The sequence below is a fragment of the Laspinema sp. D2d genome, assembly GCF_025370755.1.
In the GTDB taxonomy this organism is placed as follows: domain Bacteria; phylum Cyanobacteriota; class Cyanobacteriia; order Cyanobacteriales; family Laspinemataceae; genus Laspinema.
Genome location: NZ_JAMXFC010000044.1, coordinates 15636 through 40319 on the forward strand (window position 1 = coordinate 15636; position 24684 = coordinate 40319).

Consider the following 24684-nt stretch of genomic DNA (forward strand, 5'->3'; position numbering starts at 1 on the left):
TCTTATAACTAGGAGACTTAACCAATTATGCCAGTCATTCAGGGTACACCGTTCGATGATACTTTACTCGGAAGCGCCAGTAATAATTTTATTTATGGATGGCAAGGCAATGATGTACTCACGGGCGCAGATGGGGAGGATATCCTCTACGGGGATGACGGAAATGATAGTCTGACGGGAGGGAACAGTAATGACTTACTCGCTGGGAGTCAAGGTAATGATGTCTTAGATGGCGGGGATGGCAATGATATCCTCTATGGTGGACAGTCTGATGATGTTTTAATGGGAGGATTGGGAGGCGATCGCCTGTTTGGAGATGCAGGATTCGACCTCTTTTATCTCGAATGGGGCGCAGATACCGTCACTGGAGGCAAGGATAAAGATAGCTTTACTCTGTTTCCCACCCTAGGCGGTAATACTTTACCAGAAGCGGCGATTATTACGGATTTTAATCCCTTAGAAGATGAACTGGAACTTACTGAGGGACTCACCTTTGAAGGGTTGAATATCTTTCAAGGAACGGGATTTTATGCCAAGGATACGATTATCCAGGACCGGAATACCGGGCGATATTTAGCCATTTTGCTGAATGTGGCAACGCCTAGCTTAATTCAACAGGACGTCACACAGACCCCAACCGAACCGGCAGAAGCAGCAAGCGAACTCCCCTTGATCACCTTTGCTAGTCCTTCACCGGGACCCTTAACGACTACGCCACCAGGAAATCCCCCAGTAAAACCACCCGGCAATCAACCCGACGATACCCTACCAGGAAATCAACCTGACGATACCCTACCGGGAAATCAACCTGACGATACCCTACCGGGAAATCAACCTGATGATACCCTACCAGGAAATCAACCTGACGATACCCTACCGGGAAATCAACCTGACGATACCCTCCCAGGAAATCAGGCCCCCACTAACATTATCCTCTCCAATACCAGCATTGCCGAAAACAGTGCCGACGGCGCAATTATTGCCACCTTCTCAACCACCGATGCCGATGCCGAGGATACTCACAGCTACAGCTTATTAGATAATGCCGGTGGACGCTTTAACATTAATGGCAGTCAACTGATTGTTACCAATAGTGCCTTACTCGATTTTGAGACCACCCAGGCACACAATATTATTCTACAAACCACCGATTCGGAAGGGAATACCTTTGACAAACCCTTTACCATTCAGGTTACCGACGTTAACGAGGAAATTCCCAATAATGCGCCGACAGATATCGCCTTATCAAATAGTGTCATGGATGAAAATAGTGCTAATGGTACTGTTATTGGCATCCTCAGCACTACTGACCCCGATGTCGGGGATACCCACAGTTACTCCTTAGTAGATAATGCAGGCGGCAGATTTGCGATCGCCGGAAATCAACTCACCGTCGCCAATGGTGCGTTATTGGATTTTGAGACAGCGGACACTTATAATATTGTGGTGCAAACGACTGATGCTGCGGGTCAAACCTTTAGCAAAACCTTAGCTGTCACGGTCAATAATGTCAATGAAACTCCAACAGATTTGGCAGTTTCTAATTTAATCGTTGCCGAAAATAGTGCCAACGGGAATTTAATTGGTACCATCACTCCCACTGACCCCGATACCACTGATACCCTACTTACACCTTACTGGATAATGCCGGAGGTCGTTTTGCTATATCCGCAAATCAGTTAACTGTTGCTGATGGTAGTTTACTCGACTACGAAACCGCAACTATCCATAACATCACCCTTCGGACTACTGACGCAGGGGGAAATAATTTCGATAAAACGTTCTCCGTCACCGTTAGCGATGTTAACGAAACCATTCCGAACAATGCACCTACCGATATTTCCCTCAGCAATATTACAATTGCTGAAAATACTGCCAACGGTACGGTATTGGGAGATTTAGCAACGGTTGACCCGGATCCAGGGGATATCCACAGCTACTCGTTAGTAGATAATGCCGGAGGAGGGTTTGCGATTTCGGGAACGCAAATCACTGTAGCGGATAGTACATTATTAGATTATGAAACGGGAACCAGTCACCCTATCACGGTTCGGACTACGGATGCAGGAGGTTTAACTTTTGATAAAACCTTTACCTTATCGGTGCCGAATTTGAATGAAACGCCAACGGATATGGCGGTGTCGAATACGGTGGTGAATGAGAATAGTAGCAATGGGACAGCGATCGCGAATCTTACCACCACCGACCCGGATACCGCAGACACTTACACTTATTCACTGGTGGATAATGCCGGAGGACGGTTTGCACTTTCAGGGAATCAGCTAACCATTGCCAATGGTACATTATTAGACTATGAAACAGCAACCAGTCATCCGATTATCCTGCGCAGTACCGATGCGGGGGGTCTAAGTATTGATAAAAACTTTGTCATTACGCTAAATAATGTCAATGATCCGCCAGTATTGGTCATGAACTCACCTCTGAGTGTGACTCAACGGGGGATAACTTCGATTACGAATAGTTTACTCCAAGTCACTGACCAAGATAATACTCCAGATCAACTCACTTATACTCTAGTTACTGCACCGACCACTGGACAGCTTAAGCTTGATAGTATCCCCCTATTTGTCAATGATACTTTTACCCAAGCTGACATTGATAGCACCCGAGTCAGCTATACTCACGGCTTAATTCAACTGATAAATAATAGTATTTCTGACTACTCTCCCCAAATATCGGGGGCTAATGTGGTTTGGCAAAGCTATGATGACACACACTACAAAATATACTTTTACGATAGAAATAGCGTCACTCAACTGACCAATAATAGCACTCAGGACAACTTTCCGGAAATATCCGGGTCTAACATAGTTTGGCAAGGGTTTGATGGCACAGACTTTGAAATCTACTTTTACGATGGAAATAGTACCACCCAACTGACCAATAATAGCACTCAGGACCGCTTTCCCCAAATATCCGGGTCTAACGTGGTTTGGCAGGGCGTTGATGGCACAGAAACAGAAATCTACTTTTACGATGGAAATAGCACCACCCAACTGACCAATAATAGCACTGATGACATTAATCCCCAAATATCAGAGTCTAATGTGGTTTGGCAGAGGTCTGATGATACAGACTATGAGATCTACTTTTACGATAGAAATAACGCCACCACGAGCCAACTGACCAATAATAGCATTGATGACTCCCAGCCCCAAATATCTGGGTCTCACCTGGTTTGGACAGGTTCTGATGGCACAGATGACGAGATTGGCATTGCACATCTATGGTATGATGAGGAGGTAGCCTCTACCTCTAGAAAATATGATTTGTCCTAAGTGTCAGTCCAGCAATATCAGTAAAAATGGCGTGAAGAGAGGAAAACAGAACCATATATGTAAGGATTGTGGTCGTCAATTTATCGATGTCTATTCTCCAACAGGGTATCCCGAAGAAGTTAAACGACACTGTTTACATCTCTATGTTGAAGGGAATGGGTTTCGACGGATAGAAAGACTAACTGGAGTTTGTCATAACACGGTTATCAATTGGGTTAAAGCTGCGGCTAAGAGTTTACCACAAGACCCAGATTATGAAGAAATACCTGAAGTTTCCCAAGTTGATGAATTACAGACTTATGTGGGTAAAAAAAACATAAAGTCTGGGTCTGGACCGCTGTAGAAAAAAGGTTTCCCGGTATTTTAGCTTTTGTGGTCGGGGATAGATCCAAAGAAACATTTAAACCGTTATGGAAAATTATTGGAGGTTGGGGGTGTTTCTTCTATGTAACGGATGGCTATGCAGTTTATCCTCAATTTATTGATGAACTTGACCATATAGTTAGCAAGCCCTCCATGACTCGGGTAGAAGGAGAAAACACGTGATTAAGACATTATCTAGCCCGTAAATACGAGAAAAACTTTATGTTATTCAAAATCTGTAGAAATGTTAACGATTTCTATCAGATTGCTTCTGTACTACCTGAAACATAGGACTATACCCCTCCCCAATTGAAGGAATTGAACCCTGTCCAATGGAATCATACCATAGATGTGCAACGCCACGAGATTTTCTTCTCTCTTATGGCTGGTACATCATTGAATGATAGCTTGATGTTTACGGTATCCGATGGCATCGGTGGGGTGTTGGGGGCTACAAGCTTTAATGTCAATGTGATCTAGAGGCGTTATCTCTGATCGCCTCCCCAAGTTCTCTATCCCTAACTCACCTATCCTACAATAAAACTGCGATCGCCCTCTATATTTATCACCGAGGCGATCGCATTTTTGTAACTCAAGCACCATTCCGGGACGCTTCTAGTTAGTCTCACTTAACCGAGAAAACCAGACAGGGGACCATCGCCAGTCTGAGGCACTCCCCCTCAATCCAGAATCTAAATAGATAACAATACGGATGACATGGGAGGAGGCGATCGCGCATAACTGAGAAAGTACGAGTCAGGGTTAGATTTTCATTCTTTCAGGGATGGAACCAGATCCGGGCGATCGGCAACTTATTGACTAAAGCACACTTTTTCGAGTCAGGAAGGGCAACTCAAACACTATGACAGTCATTCAAGGTACAGCGTTCGATGATAGCTTACTCGGAACCCAGGGCGATGATTTTATCTATGGGTGGCAAAGCAATGATGTTCTTGATGGTGCAGAAGGAGACGATATCCTTTACGGGGATGAAGGAAATGATAGTCTCACGGGGGGGAATGGCAATGACTTACTCGCAGGGGGTCAAGGCAATGATGTCTTAGATGGTGGGGAAGGTAACGACATCCTCTATGGTGGAGAGGGGGATGATATTGTAATTGGAGGATTGGGAGGCGATCGCCTGTTTGGAGATGCTGGAATTGACCGATTTATCCTCGAATTCGGTGCTGATACCGTCACCGGAGGGAAAGATGGCGATATCTTCATCCTCTCACCCACCCTCGGGGGTCCAACTTTGGCAGAAGCAGCCATTATCAATGACTTTAGCACCCTGGAAGACTCACTCGACCTAATGGGTGGACTCACCTTTGAAGGATTAAATGTTTTTCAAGGCACGGGAACCTATAGCAACGATACCATTATTCAAGACCGCAGCAATGGCCGCTACTTGGCAATTTTGCTGAATGTCCCAACTCCCAGTTTTGTTGACAACTTTATCCCAGAAACCCCGCCAGTAGCAGAAGCAGAAGCAGAAGCGCCAGCACCAGAAACCCTCAGCGAACAACCCTACATCATCTTTGCCAGTCCGGCACTCATTAAACCATCGGGAAGTACCACACCGGGAAACACTACACCCCCGGGGAACACTACACCGCCAGGAAATACGCCACCAGATACTAATACGCCACCAGATACTAATACGCCACCAGATACTAATACGCCACCAGATACTAATACACCACCAGATACTAATACACCACCAGATATTAATACACCACCAGATACTAATACGCCACCAGATACTAATACGCCACCAGATACTAATACGCCACCAGATACTAATACACCACCTGCTGAATCTACTGCGGGTACTCTGGAATTTAGTGTCACCAACTTTTCTGTCAATGAAGATGGCAGCGCCGTGGTTAGCGTCACGGTACAGCGCACGGGAGGCAATACGGGGTCAGTTGGTGCTAGGGTTACATTGATTAATGGTACAGCAACTGCTCCGGGTGACTATAATAATGCTCCCTTAACAGTTAACTTTGGTGATGGTGATACGACTTCCAAAATTATAACGATTCCCATCGTTGACGACGCTTTGATAGAAGGTACAGAAACGGTTAATTTAACCTTGGCTAGTCCTACGGGTGGAGCCAGTATTGGCGCGCAAAGTACCGCGACCCTAGAGATTTGGGATAATGAATTGCCTTCTCCTGGTATCCTGCAATTTAGTGCTGTCGATTTTTCAGTCAATGAGGATGGCACCCCCGTAGTGGCAGTGACAGTGACTCGCGGCGGTGGCAGCAAAGGAGCAGTTAGCGCTCAAATTATCCCCGTTGATGGTACAGCGATCGCTCCTGATGATTATAGTAATGCTCCGGTTACCGTTAACTTTGCTGATGGTGACAATACACCAAAAACTGTCCCGATCGCCCTGGTCGATGATATCTTAGTGGAAGGAGACGAAACGGTTAATTTAAGTTTATTTAGTCCCACTGGCGGCGCAATATTGGGCAGTCAAAATACGGCAACTTTAACCCTTAACGATAACGAACAAGCAGCAGCGGTTCAATTTAGCAATTCTACTTATCTCGTGAGCGAAAATGGGGGAACTGCCACCATTACGGTGACCCGCAGCAATGGCAATGGTATCGTTAGCATTGACTATGCCACCAGCCAGCCTACAACTGGAATTGCTGCTACTGCGGGATCTGATTATAGCGCCACCAGTGGCACTCTCACTTTTAATTCCGGAGAAACAACCAAAACCATTACTGTCCCCATTCTCGATGATACAGTAGTGGAACAGACGGAGACGGTACAGTTAACCCTGTCAAATCCTACAGGTAGCGCACAATTGGGAACACAGGCAACCGCAACCTTAGAGATAGCTGACGATGAAGCGGGGATAATAGAATTCGCCAGTGCTACCTTTAGCGGTACAGAAGGCAATAGTGGCAGTCCGCTCAACAAAGGGGTTGCCACAGTCAAGCGATCGGGTGGCAGTGATGGCGCAGTCACCGTGCAGGTGGTGTTAGACAATCCATCGGGGACGGCAACTGCACCGGATGATTATACTAATAATCTGCCCATTACCCTCAATTGGGCGGATGGGGATACGGCTGAAAAAGAAGTGACCCTCCCCATTGTTGAAGATGGGATCGATGAGTTCAATGAAACCATTAATCTCAAGTTGCTCGATGCCTCTGGCGGCGCAACTCTGGGAACGCAACAAACAGCGATTTATACCCTTGTTAATGACGATAGTAATCTCCCCACCGCTGCCAACTTAGTTGCACCCATCCTTACGGTAGGGGGCGGTGCAACCTATAATTTTACAGTAGACTATGCTGATGATGTGGCAGTGGATATCAGTAGTTTAGATAGTTCCGATGTTGTCGTCACCGATCCCAATGGGGTTACAATTCCCGTAACTTTTGTCAGCGTCACCCCTACGGGCAACGGTACACCACGCACGGCGACTTATCAAATTGCTGCGCCGGGAGGCAGTTGGGATGCGGCAGATAATGGCAGTTATGCCGTCAATTTGGCGGCGACTCAAGTATTAGATAATACCGGCAATGCGGCAGCAGCGATTAATCTGGGGAGTTTTACCGTCAATGCACCGCCGATTGTACCTGTGGTGACAGTGGCAGCAAGTCAAGGAACCACCCTAGAAGATAGCGCTACGGCATTAGTTTACACCTTGACACGCACTGAAAGTATTAACACGCCGCTTTCCAGTCCGTTGACGGTTAATTATACGATTGGCGGAACAGCAACGACTGCCGATAGTGATTTTACCCCACCCAGTGTCACTGTTACGTTTGCTCCAAATTCTCCGACTGTGACAGTGAGTGTTACACCAACATCCGATCTAAAGATTGAAGCGGATGAAACTATTAATCTAACCCTAAATACCAATTCCGCTTACACCATTGGCAGCGAAAACACTGCCATAGGAACTATTGAAAATGATGATACCGTAGAAGTTACGAATACCAATGACAGCGGTGCGGGATCGTTACGACAAGCAATGCTGGTCGCGAATGCAACGCCGGGACCCAATACTGTTACTTTCAACAACACGACTCCCCAAACCATAACGATTACTTCTGCGGCTCTACCTAATATCACCGATCCCCTGACGATTAGCGGCCCTGGCGCACATCTGCTGACGATTAGTGGGAATAATGCTTACCGCGTTTTTACTGTCAACAGCGATGGCGTTACCGTAAACTTCAAGGGTATTAAGATCGTTAACGGCAGATCTGACCAGGGTGGTGGCCTCTATCAAATTGGAAATAACACCGTAAATGTTATCAATAGTACAATTGCGGCAAATTTTAGCACAGATAATGGGGGTGGAATTAGTAGCTCTTCAGGGACACTAAATATTATAAATAGCACAATCTCAAGCAATACCACTGGCTCGGTTGGCGGGGGGATTTTTAGCAGCAGTGTGGTCAATATTATCAACAGTACAGTTTCAGGGAATTCGACGAATGGAGCGGGTTTTCCTCCGGGGGGTGGAGGTCTTTTTTTAATCGGTACTGGTTTCATTAAAAATACCACTTTTTCTAACAATACAACCACTGGATATGGGGGGGGCATATTCATTTTTCTTAACAGCACCTTAAATGTTACTAACAGTAGTATTATTAGGAACTTCTCAAGTGGAATCGGGAGCTTGGCAGGAGGAGGAATTATCTTGGATGGAACAGTAACAGTTAAAAATACACTGATAGCAGAGAATAGCGCTTCTAATGGAGAGCGTGATGTTGAGTTTGGTGAGGGGAATTTTATTTCCCAAGGCTACAATTTGATTGGTAGTGTCGGCGGTAATAACTTTTCCAGCAATACCACAGGCGATCGCTATGGCGACCCTAATAATACTACCACACCCAACTCAGGGGCTACCGAGTCTTCTACGGCGATCAATCCAATGCTTGGCTCTCTCCAAGATAATGGCGGCCCGACTTTTACTCACGAAGTTCTCGCGGGCAGTCCAGCGCTAAATGCTGGGGATCCCAATACAACGGGCCCAGATCAGCGCGGAATTTCGCGTAGTGGAGTACCGGATATTGGTGCGTTTGAAAGAAATTTAAACCTGCGTTTGGGAACTTCTGGAAATGATACTCGGACAGGTCAGAGTAGCGGCAGCCCGTTTTTCTTTCCATCTGCCGAAATTTTTTTCGGGGGTTTAGGAAATGATACTTTGACAGGAAATGGTAACAATGATACGTTTATGTATAGCAGTCCCGGTGAGGGGGTGGATACTATTACCGATTTTAATAGCGGTGACAAATTCCAGTTTACTGCTGCTAGTTTTGGGAATCTCAATGCCTCTAGTTTATCAGCAATTACAGTAAGTTCCGCAGCAGATGCGATCGCAACTCACGAGTTAATTATTATCAATACTCCTGGGGTGACAACGAAAGATTTAGCCAATACTGCTTTATCTAATCAAACCGGGACAGAAAGTGCCGGTGCAGGGGGTGCCGGTGGCGCAGTTTTCTTTGTCTATACCAATGGCTCGGGTCAGCGGGTCTTAGGTTACGATCCCGATGTGAATAGTACCGGGGGTGGTGCGTTCGATATCGCTAATTTGGGTGCTTATATCCCTGGGGTTGGCGAGTTTACGTTTGTGTAGGTTTTAACGGGGACCAGGAGGCAGTTGGGATACCGCAGACAATGGCACTTATATTGTACTGTTACAACTCAATCAAGTCACGGATACCAGTGGGAATGCCTTGCCCCGTGGGATTTTCGGCAGTTTTATCGCATCGTGAATGCTCTAATTGATATCGGGTCCTCTGAGTATTTAGTCGGTTGAGTCAATTCAGGGAATGGGAGAGGGTGGCGATCGCTTTCTCTCCCACTCTGGAAGCAGGCCAATAATTATCTAAAACTCGGCTAAAAGTCAAGCCATTGCACATTAAATCTTAACCTAATTTTAGGGCAGAATTCGCCCTCTATCTCTTTGGCAGGGATTATCCTAACATGATGAAAGCGTAAGCTGTTGTTAGATAAATCGCAATTCGTTATGGCAACTGGCAATATCCCCGATTCCCCATCCGCCCCATATCCGGAAACCCTCAAGCCCAGAATTGACCTAGCAACCATGTTTCGCCTGGGTTTATTTCAAATGGGTCTAGGCATCATGTCCCTATTAACCCTAGGGGTAATTAACCGGGTAATGATTGAAGAGCTCAGAGTCCCAGCCTTAATTGCCGCCGGGGCGATCGCCATGCACCAGTTTGTTAGTCCAACTCGCATCTGGTTTGGTCAGATGTCGGACTCTAAACCCTTATGGGGTCATCATCGCAGCGGCTACGTTTGGATTGGTGCAGCCCTCTTTACCGCCATTTCCTTTATTGCCGTGCAAATTGTGTGGCAACTCGGCAGCAGTTTAGAGGCCACCGGCTGGAGTCCGACAACCTACCTCTGGGCGGGAGTTCTGGCCCTAGCCTTCGGGATTTACGGTCTGGCCCTGAGTGCCAGTTCGACGCCCTTTGCGGCCCTCCTGGTGGATGTCTCTGATGAGGATAATCGGCCTAAATTGGTGAGTATCGTCTGGTCGATGCTGATGGTCGGCATTATCGTTGGGGCGATCGTCAGTAGTGGTTTACTCAAACAAATCACCCTAGATACCCCCATCGAACAGCTACAGGCATCGGTCAACCGTTTGTTTCTGATTGTTCCAGCAATTGTGCTCGTCCTCACGGGGATTGCCACTGTGGGAGTGGAGAAAAAATATTCCCGCTTTGGTACGCGGTCAAATAAGGGAGACCGAGACGACCAAATTGGCTTGGGTGAGGCCCTGCGCGTTTTGACCGCCAGTCGCCAAACGGGGATATTTTTCACCTTTTTGCTGGTGATGAGCATCAGTTTGTTCATGCAAGATGCTGTCATGGAACCCTACGGTGGGGAAGTCTTTGGAATGCCGATCGCAGAAACCACCCAACTGAATGCCTTCTTCGGAATGGGGACTCTGATTGGGATTGCATCCACAGGTTTTTTAGTCGTTCCGCGCCTGGGTAAGCAAAATACCACCAAATTAGGCTGTATTTGTGCTGCCGTCTGTTTGGGACTGATTATCATGGCTGGATTTACGGAAAAACCAGAAATGTTAATGGGGTCCCTTCTCTTATACGGTTTAGCATCAGGTATTATTACCACGGGTGCCATTAGTTTGATGCTGGATCTAACTGCCGCAGAAACTGCCGGAACCTTTATCGGGGCCTGGGGATTAGCGCAGGCGATCGCCCGAGGACTGTCTACCCTTGCGGGTGGTGCGGTTTTGGATGTGGGGCGCTTGCTCTTTGGTGTACCCGTTTTGTCCTATGGTCTGGTGTTTGCCACCCAAGCTGTAGGGATGATTCTAGCAGTTGTCCTCCTGCGACGAGTCAATATTCACGAGTTCCGCGAGAATGCTAAAGATGCGATCGCGGCAGTGATGGCCGGTGAATTAGACTGAAGCACCGGGGAATTCAAGCGCCTATCGCTCATTTCCCTGGATTCAATCGGCTATTAGCAACTGAAAATTCGCAATTTATCAAAAACCAATGACTGATTTTTGGGATCAAGTTCTACACTTTGCGGAGACGACCGCGAATAAGGTCGGTAAAGAGCTAATGGCTGATTTCGGCCAAGTGCAGGCAGTAGAAAAAGCCGATGGCAGCTTAGTCACGCAATCGGACAAATGGGCCGATCGGGAACTATGCGATGCGATCGCCAATCGCTTCCCGGATCATGGGGTCCTCAGCGAAGAATCCGCACATATCTTTCCCGATACCGAATGGTGTTGGATTATCGACCCCCTAGACGGCACCACCAATTTTGCCCGCCGTATCCCCATCTGGGGGGTTTCTCTCGGCCTGCTTTATCGCGGGACCCCCGTCTTTGGGTATGTCCATTTACCCCCCCTCCATCAATCATTCCACGGGTTCTGGTCCGGCACAACGGGACTGAAATTACCCCAAGGAGCCTTTGTTGATCGCCGCCGAATTCACAGCAGTTCCGATCCACTGGATGCTAACCAATTTTTTAGCTTCTGTTCCCGCAGTATTGGCAACTATCAACCTGATTTCCCCTGCAAAATTAGAATGTTAGGCGTTGCCAGCTACAATTTCCTCACCGTCGCTGCCGGGATTACCCTCGGCGGAGTAGAAGCAACCCCCAAAATTTGGGATATTGCCGGAGTTTGGCCGATCGTCCAAGCTGCCGGTGCCCTCTGGCATCCCCTAGAAACCGAACCCATTTTTCCCCTAACCCCCGGCACCAATTACGGAGATCGCTCCTTCCCCACTCTCGTCACCGCACAACGGGATCTCCTGCCTGTTTTTGAACCCTTTGTTAAATCTTTGGGGTAGGGGAGATGGGGAGGGTGGGGGAGATGGGGGAGATGGGGGAGATGGGGGAGATGGGGAGGATGGGGGAGATGGGGGAGATAGGGGAGATAGGGGAGATAGGGAGGATGGGGGAGATAGGGGAGATGGGGAGGATGGGGGAGATAGGGAGGAACTCTGGTGTCATAGTTCTACCCTGACACGCAATCTGGAGACTCTGACGCCTGCCTGCTTCCAGACTGGAGGCTTTGCCTCCAGATTGCTTGACTCGCTTAAGCTAAGTCATGAGCCATCTCCTACTATCCTCCCCATCTCCCCTATCTCCCCTATCTCCCCTATCTCCCCTATCTCCCCCATCCTCCCCATCTGCCCCATCCTCCCCATCTGCCCCATCTCCCCTCATCCTCAGTGTTCCCAAAAATAGTCCGCAATGGGCCGATCGCCTGCTGAGGGGAGTTCTTCAGGAATATTAAATAACACCGATCGCTGGACAAAAGGTTCCTTTCCTAGGCGATCGCCCACTCGTCTCTCCACCCGACTGGGAATCCCATATCCATACACAATATGCCCTTGTCCCGCTAAAACAACCACCTGAGTCTGAGGATTTCCTGTTACAAATTCCGTAATGGTTTCAGCCATTGTTTCATCCCACAAAACTTGCGCTAAAAAGAAATTCTCAAACTTCAAACTTGACCCCTGTGCCGCTGCTTGATGTTGTTCAAACACTTCACGTATCATCTGCTGATAGTTCAGGTTATCGGTCTTAATTTCGGTAAAGGGGGGAATATATTCCCGGTCTTGTATGCTTAACCCTTCTAACCCATTCCCCGCTACTGTTCGGGTAACTTCCATCGGTGCATTTAACGCTAAAAGTGGCAAGTTATGTTCTTTAGCAAATCGCACAATCTCGGCATAATACTCCCAAGGAAATCCCCAGCGTTTCTCGTATTCTGTTTCTGCAATCAGTTCAATTTCTGTGATTTCTCCCTGTAAATAACGGTTGATTGCCCCTTGATAGGGACGCTGGAACATTTCCATCGCGATCGCCATATTGGGATTCTTCCGATGTAAGGCGCGGATAATCTCCAACTGTGCTTGATGATCCGCTTCACTATCGTGAGTTTCCCCTAAATAAACCACATGGGCTTTACCTAATTCAGGCAGCACCTGTTCCGGGGGTAATAGTCGAGAAAAAAGACTATTAAGTTCAGGGATTCCAGGGGTGATTTCCACCCCTTGGACTGATAAAGTACAAGCTAAAATAATCCCCAACGAGCAAGTACCGAGTTTAATCAGGTCAGTTTTTTTCATCAATTAATCAATTTTAGGAACATCGCGACTTTCTGCAGCAAAAAAGGGTTTTTGGCTAAACCCTGTCAAGCCTGCAATCAAAGAATTGGGGAAAGCCCGCACCTTTTGATTATAGACTTGCACGGCTTCATTGTAACGCATTCGTTCCACAGCAATCCGATTTTCTGTGCCAGCAAGTTCATAACTAAGATTCTGGTATGCCTGAGAGGATTGCAATTGAGGATTAGTTCCAAGAGATTGATTAAAGCGATTAATCGCCACATTAATTTCAGCGATCGCCGCCTGTTTTGCCGGTAAATTTTGTGCTTGCAGATAACTTTCTCGCGATCGCATCAACAGGGCGATCGTTTCTTGTTCCGCCTCCGTTTGGACTCGCGCCAAACTCACCAAATTAGGAATTAAATCCGCCCTACGCTGAAACTGATTTTCAACCTGCGCCCAACTTGCCTCCACATCAGAGGCACTGCTTGACAGAGAATTATAGGTAAAAATTCCCCAAAGGGCGATCGCGACTGCCACCCCTGCCGCCACCTTTGTCAGGGTTTTTTGGTTTTTCTCTACTTGCTGTGCCTGTTGCGCCTCAATTCGGCGTTTTTCCCGCACCTCTTGAATCGCTTTATTGATAAACTCTGGCGGAATTTGTACATCGGCCCCCGCCGCTTGCAATTGCTCCTGAGAATAGCTATTTTGAGAGCTAGAATAGTACCGAGAAGCCAGTTCTAGCACTTCCTCAGCCATATCTTCAGGAATTTGAGAATTAGAATCCTTCATCGTTCCCCCTCTACCCAATTCATAACAAAATGTTAAATTCTCTTCTAATTTATCTCAATCAATGCCAGGATGTAGCGAGGTCATGTAACTCTTCCTTATAAGTCCAGGAGTGATGCAACAAGTCTGATTGAGTGAAAGAAGGGCCAAGTCCCACTATTTCTTATAATTCCCGCCTCATGGGATGACTGGGTTCTTGGGTCCCAAGTCAAGTAGTCTCCCCCATTTTTATAAATTATAAATTGACCTCTTGTAATTTCCCGATATTTCAAGCAGTTAATAAAAATTTGAGGATTGAAATTATGATGCAATTTCTCAGAATTATCTTGAAAAATTTCAGAATTAGACTCATTCAAGGAAGAATATTTTGGACTATTTTACTCTGCTTATCCTTAATTGGCTTTCCCCTCATCAGTCACGCTGTCACCCTGCAAAAGAGTCCGACCCCGCAACATCAAAATGGGAGTAGGCTAACTGATAAGACGAATATCCTCAGAGACAGTATCAAAAACCCACTCAATATCTGGCAGGAAAATCTTGAAGCAAACAGTCGATTTAACCCTTCAGTTCCCATCATACCGTTTGGGGTAGCTTCTATTGTTGCTTTGGGACTTTCTTTATTCAGTTACGGGAAAGCTAAACCGATCGCACGCCGACCCCTTGCGGTGAATCCCCAAGGGCGATCGAAAGTCAGAGGTAAATTAAATGACCCCTTCAATCAAGGATTTTCTATCTGGAGTTATCTCACCTTATTTAGTTTTGGCTTTTTCCTAATTTTTGTAACTCTCATGGGGGACTCATCCGGTATTCTATGGCAAGGTTTTGGAATCACCACTTTAGGAAGCAGTTTCCTGGTGGGAATGGCAAATTTATGGGTTTTTATATATAGAAAAATTTTTCTTAAATTTGTTACTTTTTTCCCTATAATAACGGTAAAAATCATCGCGGCTTTTCTCTCGATAATTGTCTTTCCGATTATTGGTCTGTTACCGATAATTTTAGGGTTTGCTACAATAAAAATCATTATTGATATAATTCCTATGTTTCCGACCTATTTAACGGAAAATATGGGATTATTTATCCTTATATCTCTAGTAATTTCTGGTTTGTTTAGCTATATGACTGTACCCGGGCTAAAAGCTAGATTTCGGTCTAAGTTTTTCGCCAACTGTAAGCAGTGTAAAACCCCTTTAAGAAAATTTAACAATCAGAGCATTTTGAATGCACGCTTAACACCAACCCAACAGATTGCTAAATGGCTAGGCAGTACCAAATTTGAAGGATGGCATTGTTCTAAATGTTATCCCCATGATTTATCCCAATTTCATCTCAAGCGCTATTGTCTTGATGAGGATTGCTTTCATGAATGTCCTGATTGTCAAGAATTCACCATGACAGTTCTACAAGAAAAAAACCTTTGGGTAAATTTTAGACTTTGCCAGATTACTTATGAATGTCAATTCTGTCATAAGCGCGAGAATACCTACCCAAAAGTTCCTGAAAGGAGGGCTAGTAGTCGCGATGGAGGAAGTTTTGGAGGAGGTTTTGGAGGAGGTTTTGTAGAATTTTTAAATGACATATTTGGTGGGGGTAGTAGTGGCGGTGGCGGGGCTGGTGGATTTTTTTAATAGCAATGACCGCAACTCCGTTTCTTCTGATTTTCCACTCGGGTGCAAATCTTTCTAATCAATCAACCTATTTAAATCGTAAAAATCAAGCCATGTTAACTCATTTTTCTCGTAACAAAACAAAGATCTGGGGAATATTATTTGGATTATCCCTAATTTTATTTCCCTTGCTCACTCACGCTTTTTCAGTACAAGATGTGCCAAATCCCCGGCAACAATCGGGGGGATGGGTGACGGATATGGCGAATATCCTCAGCGAGAGTACCGAAACTCAACTGAATCAGATGATATCGGAATTAGAGGCAACCACGGGGGCAGAAATTGCCGTGGTGACGGTCCCTGAAACCGCCCCCTTTCCCACTCCAAAAGACTTTACTACAGCACTATTTAATGAATGGAAAATTGGGAAAGAAGGCGTAGATAATGGCGTTCTATTTTTAACTTCCGTCGGAGATAGAAGAATTGAAATTGAAACGGGATATGGTGTCGAGGGACTCTTGCCGGATGCCAAAGTAGGTAATATTATTACGACTCAAATCACGCCAAAACTGCGCGAAGGAGATTGGGATGGAGGCATATTAGCGGGAACCCTAGCCTTAGTCACCGAGTTATCTGGAAATCCCCCAGTCAAAGAGTTTTCAGAACCCTCTTCTCCAACGCCATTGCTGGGGATTACTTCTTTGGTAGCTTTTATCTTCTCTTTCGGTGGCTATAAAAAAGTCCAATCCATGATAGAACAACCGCTATCCCTAGAACCCAAAGGGCGATCGCTGGTCATTGGTAAGTTCGATAACCGCCTCCCAACAGGAGTTTCGGCGTGGATTTATGCGGCTGTCTTTAGTCTCTCTTTCGGTCTAATTTTGCTTATCCTCATCGGTGATCCTTCAGGGATGCTGTGGCAAAGATTGGCGATCGTTTCCGTGGGAGTTGGTTCTTTATTGTTGATAGTGGATCTATGGCGGGTGATGTATCACTACGTCACAACTAATGTTCTAGTCAATACGCAATTTTTCAATTCAAAAATCATCGCTGGTTTCCTAACTTTTGTGTTATTTGATGTCGCGCTTGTATTAATTATTCCCATCGGGATAACTACAATTTATGGAATTAGTCAGGCTATTTCCATGCCTTTATCTGGTTTCCCAGAATTGAGCGGATTATTCCTATTTCTCTGGGTGCTAGTTTCTATGGTAGTGAGCTATATTGTTTCTCGGGGGATTATCGCCCTCTTACGAGTCAAACTGCCGGTAAAATGCCAGAAATGTGAAATTCCCTTAACTAAACTAAAGCGAGATATTCTCTGCGATCGCTTCACTCCCCCGCAACAAGTCGCCCAACGATTAGGCAGTACCCGATTTGAAGGGTGGCATTGTTCCCACTGTTATCCTAATGATTCATCCAGCTTTCATCTCAGACGCTATCTACTTAATCAGCATCGCTTTAGTGAATGTCCCCATTGTCAAGAATTTACGATGATTGTTGTTGAACAAAATACCTTGCAACAAGCTACTTATCAACAAGGGGGAATTCTCCAGATTATTTATGAATGTCAATCTTGCAATTATCGTGAGGATAACGAGCAAAAAACTCCCCGCTTAACAAGACACAGTAGCAGTGGTTATGGGGGGAGTTATGGCGGTGGGGGTGGCAGTTTTGGTGGCGGTGGTGGCGGTGGTGGCGGTGGTGGGTTTGGCGGTGGCAGCAGTGGCGGTGGTGGTGCGGGGGGAAATTTTTAACGGGTAGCCTAGTCACCCTTTCTCTTAATGTTTGCCCCCTTTTTAGAACCAAATTACCCTAAATTTAAACCTGAAAACTGGAGTAAAATTAACCGATGGTTACTCGAAATACTGGGATGAAGCGAATGCTTTGGGGAATATTACTCGGATTTTTCTTTATTCTATTACCCCTCATCAGTCATGCCCTAACGGTTCAAGATGTTGCAAATCCCCGGCAAGAATATGGCGGATGGGTGACGGATATGGCAAATATTCTCAGCAATGAGACGGAAAATCAACTCAATCAGATGATATCGCAATTAGAGGCAACTACCAGAGCAGAAATGGCGGTAGTGACAGTGCCAACAACGGCTCCCGCCTCTAGTCCGAAGGTATTTACAACGGACCTATTTAATCACTGGGGAATTGGCAAAGCAGACGCAGATAATGGAGTGCTATTTTTAACAACTATAGGTGAGCGACGGGTGGAAGTGGAAACTGGATATGGACTTGAGGGTATGCTGCCAGATGAGCAAGTTGGGAATATTCTTAAAACTCAAGTGACTCCTCGATTCCGATCGGGAGATTTTGAGGGGGGAATTCTAGCGGGAACCCAGGCATTAATCGCTATCATCTCTGCACAATCGCCACCTGTAATCAGTGGAATTGAAACCGAAACTTTTCCAAGGGATTGGACACCCTTTCTATTAGGGGGAGGGGGCGGATTAGCGGCGATCGCTGGAGGGACCGCCTATTGGAAAAGGCGGCGAATTTTGATAGACCCTACCGGGCGATCACGCTCAAAAAAACTTTTTGAAAACCCGCAACGCCTTTATTGTAAGCAGTGCAAACACGCTCTAAAACCCCTAGAAAAACCGGAAATTGACTCCCATTTAACGGGTCCGGAACGGGTTGCCCAACAATTAGGAAGTGTTCAATTTAAGGGAGTATTCTGTGCAACCTGCTATCCCAGTTACCCCATAGGTGGCGTTCAGATTCTCAGTTATGAGACTCAGTTATCTAATGTTATCCATTGTCCCACTTGTCAAGAATTAACCGTCACCCGCCAAGTGACAAAAACTGTGGAACAACCCACCTGGAATAAAACTGGGAAACAATGGATCATGACAGATTGCCACTGTTGCGATCGCCACGAAGAACTCCTCGAAGAGATTCCCCGCCTGGAACCCCCTTGCAATGCTGTATTCCTGCCACCTACCGGGCGATCGCGAGTTCAGGACCAACCGTGCTTTACAGGACCTCGGGAGGGCGATCGCCCTGCTCATTGTCAGGTTTGCCGCTATCCTCTCAACAAAATCCAGGGTTACCCATTGCAATGCTTCCTCACAACAGCGGAAACCACAGCTCAAACCCTGGGTAGTGTTTACTTTATCGGGTGGCAATGTCCGAATTGTTACCCCCAATCCTGCAATCCCCTGGTTCACATTCGCGGTTATATTCAAAACTCGGCTATTTTGGAATGTGCCCTGTGTCAAGAATTAACGGTTACTCGCACGGAACAAGTGATTGAGCAACCGACAATTTGTAATACAGGCAGTCAAGAGATTCGCGATCGCTGCCACTGTTGCGGTAACGAAAGTATCCAATACATTCTCCTTCCCGCCTTGCCTCCCCCGCCTCCAGTTTGTACTTCTGATAGCAGCAGTACCACCAGTGCAGATAACTCCAGCAGTTACAGCAGTAGTGATAGCAGCTACAGCAGTAGTGACTTTGGCGGAGGAGAAAGTGGTGGTGGGGGTGCCGGGGATGATTGGTAGATTGAAGTTGTGCGATTGGTCCCAACTAGAAACCCAGTTTTTTGAAGGATGACCCAGAATTTCCAGAAACTGGGCAAAAACTCGGTTTCTGGAATCAGAGGAGTGCGGAGCATGGATGCTATAATAAAATGTTTATTAATGCAGGACACTCAGGGAATTAATGGGTACAGACAGCACTATCCTCGATGAAGCATGGCAAGTTCTTGAAAAATCGATTATTTATTATAACGGTCATCCCGTCGGAACCGTTGCTGCTTCAGATCCCAGCGCTGAAGCACTCAATTACGATCAGTGTTTTATCCGGGATTTTGTCTCCTGTGCACTGGTGTTTTTAATCAAAGGCGAAACCGAAATTGTTCGCAATTTTCTGGTCCAAACCTTAAAATTACAAATTAAAGAAAGACAACTGGATTTTTTGGAAGCGGGTCGAGGATTAATGCCTGCTAGTTTCAAAGTAGTCCACGGCAAACATGAAGAATATTTACTCGCCGACTTTGGCAACCATGCGATCGGGCGAGTTACGCCGGTAGATTCTTGTTTGTGGTGGATTTTTGTCTTGCGCAATTATATTAATACCACCGGCGAATTGTCGATCGCCCATCAACCGGATTTTCAAAAAGGTATCCGGTTAATTATGGAGTTATGTTTGGTGGCTCGCTTCGATATGTACCCCACCCTCTTAGTTCCTGATGGCGCTTGCATGATTGATCGACGGATGGGCATTGATGGACATCCGTTGGAAATTCAATCTTTATTTTACTATGCCTTGCGATCGGCCAAAGAACTCCTGCTGAACAATGTAGAAAACTCCTACATTAATCAAGCCGTCGAGAAACGATTAGAGTCGCTCAAAATTCATTTGCGCCAACATTATTGGCTAGACCTCGATCGCGTTAATGCGATTTACCGCTACAAAGGGGAAGAGTACGGGGAAACCGCCCTCAATCAATTTAATATTTATTCCGACTCCATTCCCTACGATCGCCTGAGTCGGTGGTTGCCCGAAGGCGGAGGCTATCTCGCCGGAAACCTGGGACCTTCTCAACTCGATTGCCGATTTTTTGCCCTAGGTAACTTAATGGCAATTTTATCCGGCTTAACCACCCCAGAACAATCCCTAGAAGTCATGACTCTGATTGAAAAGCGCTGGGAAAATCTAGTGGGACAAATGCCCATGAAAATTTGTTTTCCCGCTTTGGAAGGGCGGGACTGGGAAATGATGACCGGATGTGACCCCAAAAATCGGGCTTGGTCCTATCATAATGGGGGAAGTTGGCCCGTCTTGCTGTGGATGTTAACCGCAGCAGCCCTGCATACCGGGAAACCAGAGATTGCCCGCAAAGCCATTCAAATTGCTTCAAAACGCTTACACAAAGATGAGTGGCCGGAATATTATGATGGGACCACGGGCAGACTCATCGGGAAAGAAGCTAGAAAATATCAAACTTGGACGATCTCTGCCTTTTTATTGGCGCAAGAAATGATTGAAAATCCTGAGCATTTATCAATGATGGTGTTTTGAGGGGACATCTGCATCGCCCAGAGTCAGTAGACTCAGGATGGGAAGGAGTGGGGCAACTGCCCCACTCCCCAGGGGGGAGATAGATCAGGGATACCCACAGGGGTGAAGTCCCCCTTCACCTCAATTTCTAAGAATATTTATCAAGAATAGCCCCCAAACCCATAAAATAAGAACTCGGCAGTTTACCAAGCAGGTGTTTTCAAGCAGTGAAGCTCTTTGTCTACCACACTCCTGAACTGACCCCCACCGATAGCGTGCCCGATTGCGCGATCGCGGTTGACGTTTTACGCGCCACCAGCACGATCGCCACGGTACTCCATGCCGGTGCTGAAGCCGTGCAAGTGTTTAGTGATATGGATCAGCTCATGCAACTGAGCGAAGATTGGCCCGCTGAAAAACGCCTGCGTGCTGGGGAACGCGGGGGGGCCAAAGTTGAAGGGTGCGATTTGGGAAACTCTCCCTTAGATTGCACCCCTGAACGAGTCAAAGACTGTCGTTTGTTCATCAGTACCACCAACGGCACAAGGGCGCTGCAACGGATTGAAGCGGCCCCATCGGTACTCGCCGCAGCGTTAATTAATCGCCAAGCGGTGGTTAACTATCTGCTAGAAACCAATCCAGAAACCGTTTGGATTGTCAGTTCCGGTTGGGAAGGTAGCTATTCCCTAGAAGATACCGTCTGTGCCGGGGCGATCGCCGATGGGTTACTTACAAAGGGCAACTTCTCCCCCAAGGAACTTGCTGGAAATGACGAGGCGATCGCTGCCTTAGCCCTCTATCGTCACTGGCAAGACGATTTATTAGGGTTAATGCATCACGCCAGTCACGGCCAACGCCTGCTCCGTCTCAACTGTCATGAAGATCTAAAATACTGTTCCCAAACCGATATTTTAGAGATAGTTCCCCGACAAAAAGAACCGGGGGTTTTGGTTAAATAAACTGTTCATTTTCAAGATATTAATGGGTAGGGTTGGCAATGCCAACCTTGCTTTTTTTATGTTTATTCATTTCAGCTAAATCTTCCCTTTTACGCTATCAATAAATTCCTGCATCTTTTCATAATGAGACCCTTTCCAATAAATTTTATCACAAGAACAACAGCGCCGAAATTCATCATAATGTTCTCGGGTTTTCGGTTCCAAACGCTCTAAAATACTTTGTTTAGTAACGGTTTCCAGTAACCCATTGCAGTGAATGCAACGACTAAACGGCATAATAGCATCCAACAACTCAAACCGGCGCAAAACTTCTTCCAGACGCTCATGAGGATTAGTCGATCGCACCCAATACCCGTGAGTAACAATCCCGCGCTTGAGCAACCCGATATCCCGCGTCAGCAAAATGCGATTTTCTGTACTGGAAACCCGCGCTAACTCTTCATCGGGATAGTCATTGCGATAAAGAGTATCAAACCCCAACATTCGCAAAAATCCCGCCAATTTTCCTAAGTGAATATCCAACACAAAACGCGGTTCAGGTTCGGGACGCAACCTCACCCGAGGCGAAAGTTCAACCGATTGAGAAATTGGATAGATATCGCAGCGATCGCCATCTTGCATCTGATAAGAAAAATCGACCGACTTGCCATTAACGGCGATCGTCTCAACTTCCGGATGGGGAATCCCAAACGATTCAATAGAATCTTTAATCGAGGGATGGTTTTTAAATTCATGCGTCAGGGTCACATTTTTGCTGTCCCTGGGTAGAAAGTCGTTCAGTTCCCCATGAAAACAAAATTCAGCGCGGTTCATAGAAATTTTAAAATTGCTTAATTTATCAATAATTTTAGCAAATCCAATCCGACCCGCCATGCCAACCCGATAACTTGAGTTAAAATGAGGGATAGAAATGGAGTTGAGGGAGCCGACGATGATAATTTCGCACAGTCAAGTCTCACCCCAAATAGAATATCCTGATGAAGATGGTAAACCAATGGCCGAAAGCGATCCAGCACGCGATTATCTGATTTATACGGTTGAAACACTGGACATCCATTTTCAAAAGCGTCAGGATATCTACGTTTCGGGAAATCTGTTGATCTACTATGAAGAGGGAAAACCAGAATGTGTCGTTTCTCCCGATGCCTTTGTCGTCTTTGGCGTAGAAAAACGCAAACGGCGCTCTTATAAAACGTGGGAAGAAAATGATAAAACACCGAGTTTTGTCTTAGAGATTACGTCCAGAAGCACGCGCAGTCAAGACCAAGGAGCCAAAAAAGGGATTTATGCTTTTTTGGGAGTCTCTGAGTATTTCCAATACGATCCAACCGGGGATTATCTGCGTCCTCGACTCCAGGGATTAAGATTAAAAGACGGTAATTACTTTCCCTTAGAAGTAACTACCTTAGCTGATGGAACTCACACGATAGGGAGTGAAGTGTTAGAATTAGAATTGCGATTGTTGCCTGGAGGCGAACTGCGGTTTTATAATCCCGCAACTGAGGAACTCCTCCTAAGTCATCGGGAAGAAGCGCAGGCGCGACAAGCAGCAGAAGCCCGAATTGCTGAACTTGAAGCGCGTCTGCGAAGTTTAGAACAATAACTAAGATTTTTAAAGGGTATATCGCGCACCTAAACCATTCTAACAATGAGTCGGGGTAGACATAGCTGAGTGGATATTTAGCCAGCGGGATGTTGATTAAAACCCTCCATTAAATGAGTAGCAATCCGTTGGGAAGCACCGGGTTCTCCCATGCGACGCTGACCATTTTCACCGATGAGTTGCAGCAAGTCCGGGTCCCGTAAGAGTTGCTGGATGACTTCGGCGACTTGATCCGGGCGCTTGACGAGGGTTACAGAGGGTCCCAGGAGGCGGCTTTGCGCTTCCGCAAAGGCGGGGGTGAACTGGGGACCTTTTCCGGGGAGGGCGATCGCCGGTTTGCCTAATCCCACAAATTGCTCGGTTGCCGTTCCTGCCATTGCGATCGCTACATCGCCGTAACGCAAGCATTCCACAAATCCAGTCTGAGTCAGCAACAATCGGGCGGTTTTCTGGGTAAAGGTGAGGGCACCGGATGCTTGTAAGGAGGCGATCGCCTGATCAATTTCTGATGGTCCTGGATTATCTCCAATCCCATCCAGGAGAGAGGAGTGGCGATGCCATCCGTAATTTTCCAACTCCTGGGAGAAATGTTCGATATTTAATCCGGGGGCGATCGCTGCCAGAATCACCGGATGGCGCTTGTTGAACGTTTCCACCACCGATGCCAGTCCCCAAAGGATTTGCTGCCAATTCCCATAAGCTTCCGGTGCTCTGGATCCGGGTAATAGGGTGACTACGAGCGATCTCTGGGTTTCCTTCAGTTCCGCATCCGGGTCATAAAAAATTGGGGCGGTAGCATCCACCTCCAAATCATCCATCATTGGATTCCCTAAGTCATAAGCGGGAATCGAAAATTGCTGTAAGGTTTCTGTAGTCAGGGCATCCCGAGGAAAAACCGCCCGACAGCGTTTATTCCGCATCAAAGCGCGTTCCCAGGGTAAATAGACCGAACCGGACCAACTTTCCAACCGTTCAAACCAGGTGCGACGAGGTAACACGCCCGCCTCATCCCGGAGATAATATTCAGACTTGGCAGTGCCGATAAAGGCGTAGGGAAGCCCACTCAATCGCGCAAATAGCAAGGGGACAATATCCCCAACCGCTAAAACGGCATCCCCTTGTTTCGCCCATTGTCGAATCGCTTGATATTGTTTCCAAGTTAACCCGAGTAATCCGTGGGAGATATCACCTAACAACTGGCGTCCATCCATGTAGACAAATCCCCCGGATGGCATGGGTTTAACGGGACCGACAATTTCAACCTCCGGCAGTTGTAGGTAGGCACGTCCGTCCCCGACGAGGGGGAGTGCCGCTAAATCTGGAGAATGCGGATGCTGCTGGAGTTGGCGCAATACCCGCAGGGCGATCGCATCTTCTCCATGACCATTACTCAGACAGAGTATTTTCAAATCTCACTTCCTCCATTGATTGCTCTCCCAACCCG

Annotated in this window: 16 protein-coding genes and 1 pseudogene; 13 read left to right on the forward strand and 4 right to left on the reverse strand. The window is 46.6% G+C overall.

The features are described 5' to 3' along the window. Nucleotides 1-27 precede the first annotated feature (27 nt). From NG796_RS22740 to NG796_RS22770, 7 genes and pseudogenes are all read left to right on the forward strand, one after another. On the forward strand, nucleotides 28-1683 hold the full coding sequence (locus tag NG796_RS22740; protein WP_261209432.1) for a cadherin domain-containing protein: 1656 nt from the start codon (nucleotides 28-30) through the stop codon (nucleotides 1681-1683). 206 nt (nucleotides 1684-1889) lie between these two features. Beyond that, entirely contained in the window at nucleotides 1890-3299 is a 1410-nt protein-coding gene (locus NG796_RS22745; protein ID WP_261209433.1) for a cadherin-like domain-containing protein, read from the forward strand. Beyond that, nucleotides 3286-3975: pseudogene (locus tag NG796_RS22750) on the forward strand (IS1 family transposase). The gene NG796_RS22745 and the pseudogene NG796_RS22750 overlap by 14 nt, the downstream one beginning before the upstream one ends. 549 nt (nucleotides 3976-4524) lie before the next feature. Then, nucleotides 4525-9279 carry a beta strand repeat-containing protein gene (locus NG796_RS22755; protein WP_261209434.1) on the forward strand — a complete coding sequence of 1585 codons (4755 nt, stop codon included), beginning with the start codon at nucleotides 4525-4527 and terminating at the stop codon, nucleotides 9277-9279. Nucleotides 9280-9672: 393 nt separating this feature from the next. Next, a complete protein-coding gene (locus NG796_RS22760) occupies nucleotides 9673-11106 on the forward strand; it encodes a BCD family MFS transporter (RefSeq protein WP_261209435.1) in 1434 nt (477 codons plus the stop codon). Nucleotides 11107-11194: 88 nt separating this feature from the next. Further along, nucleotides 11195-12001 (forward strand): inositol monophosphatase family protein, encoded by an 807-nt coding sequence (locus tag NG796_RS22765; RefSeq protein WP_261209436.1) that lies wholly within the window; start codon nucleotides 11195-11197, stop codon nucleotides 11999-12001. A gap of 5 nt (nucleotides 12002-12006) precedes the next feature. Continuing rightward, nucleotides 12007-12177 carry a hypothetical protein gene (locus tag NG796_RS22770; protein WP_261209437.1) on the forward strand — a complete coding sequence of 57 codons (171 nt, stop codon included), beginning with the start codon at nucleotides 12007-12009 and terminating at the stop codon, nucleotides 12175-12177. A gap of 205 nt (nucleotides 12178-12382) precedes the next feature. On the opposite strand, the gene NG796_RS22775 is transcribed toward NG796_RS22770, so the two are convergent. Both NG796_RS22775 and NG796_RS22780 read right to left on the reverse strand, forming a co-directional pair. Then, entirely contained in the window at nucleotides 12383-13288 is a 906-nt protein-coding gene (locus NG796_RS22775; protein ID WP_261209438.1) for a ChaN family lipoprotein, read from the reverse strand. 3 nt (nucleotides 13289-13291) lie between these two features. After that, a complete protein-coding gene (locus NG796_RS22780; protein WP_261209439.1) occupies nucleotides 13292-14059 on the reverse strand; it encodes a LemA family protein in 768 nt (255 codons plus the stop codon). 299 nt (nucleotides 14060-14358) lie between these two features. Here NG796_RS22780 and NG796_RS22785 point away from each other — a divergent pair, with 299 nt between their 5' ends. The 5 genes from NG796_RS22785 (at nucleotide 14359) to NG796_RS22805 (ending at nucleotide 21637) form a co-directional block, all read left to right on the forward strand. Then, nucleotides 14359-15684, forward strand: coding sequence for a hypothetical protein (locus NG796_RS22785; RefSeq protein WP_261209440.1), 1326 nt, complete (start codon nucleotides 14359-14361; stop codon nucleotides 15682-15684). Nucleotides 15685-15689: 5 nt separating this feature from the next. Further along, nucleotides 15690-17420, forward strand: a complete 1731-nt coding sequence (locus NG796_RS22790) for a TPM domain-containing protein (RefSeq protein WP_261209441.1) — start codon at nucleotides 15690-15692, stop codon at nucleotides 17418-17420. A gap of 95 nt (nucleotides 17421-17515) precedes the next feature. Then, a complete protein-coding gene (locus tag NG796_RS22795; protein WP_261209442.1) occupies nucleotides 17516-19177 on the forward strand; it encodes a TPM domain-containing protein in 1662 nt (553 codons plus the stop codon). 160 nt (nucleotides 19178-19337) lie between these two features. Continuing rightward, on the forward strand, nucleotides 19338-20699 hold the full coding sequence (locus NG796_RS22800) for a glycoside hydrolase 100 family protein (protein ID WP_261209443.1): 1362 nt from the start codon (nucleotides 19338-19340) through the stop codon (nucleotides 20697-20699). A 206-nt stretch (nucleotides 20700-20905) separates the two neighbouring features. After that, the gene (locus NG796_RS22805; protein ID WP_261209444.1) at nucleotides 20906-21637 is read left to right on the forward strand and encodes a 2-phosphosulfolactate phosphatase family protein; all 732 of its coding nucleotides are present in this window, start codon (nucleotides 20906-20908) and stop codon (nucleotides 21635-21637) included. 75 nt (nucleotides 21638-21712) lie between these two features. Here NG796_RS22805 and NG796_RS22810 read toward each other — a convergent pair whose 3' ends face one another. After that, nucleotides 21713-22510 (reverse strand): Mut7-C ubiquitin/RNAse domain-containing protein, encoded by a 798-nt coding sequence (locus NG796_RS22810; RefSeq protein ID WP_261209446.1) that lies wholly within the window; start codon nucleotides 22508-22510, stop codon nucleotides 21713-21715. A 58-nt stretch (nucleotides 22511-22568) separates the two neighbouring features. On the opposite strand from NG796_RS22810, the gene NG796_RS22815 reads away from it, so the two are divergent. After that, on the forward strand, nucleotides 22569-23240 hold the full coding sequence (locus NG796_RS22815; RefSeq protein ID WP_261209448.1) for a Uma2 family endonuclease: 672 nt from the start codon (nucleotides 22569-22571) through the stop codon (nucleotides 23238-23240). 77 nt (nucleotides 23241-23317) lie between these two features. Here NG796_RS22815 and NG796_RS22820 read toward each other — a convergent pair whose 3' ends face one another. Beyond that, nucleotides 23318-24649 (reverse strand): lipid-A-disaccharide synthase-related protein, encoded by a 1332-nt coding sequence (locus tag NG796_RS22820; RefSeq protein ID WP_261209450.1) that lies wholly within the window; start codon nucleotides 24647-24649, stop codon nucleotides 23318-23320. Nucleotides 24650-24684: the final 35 nt, after the last annotated feature.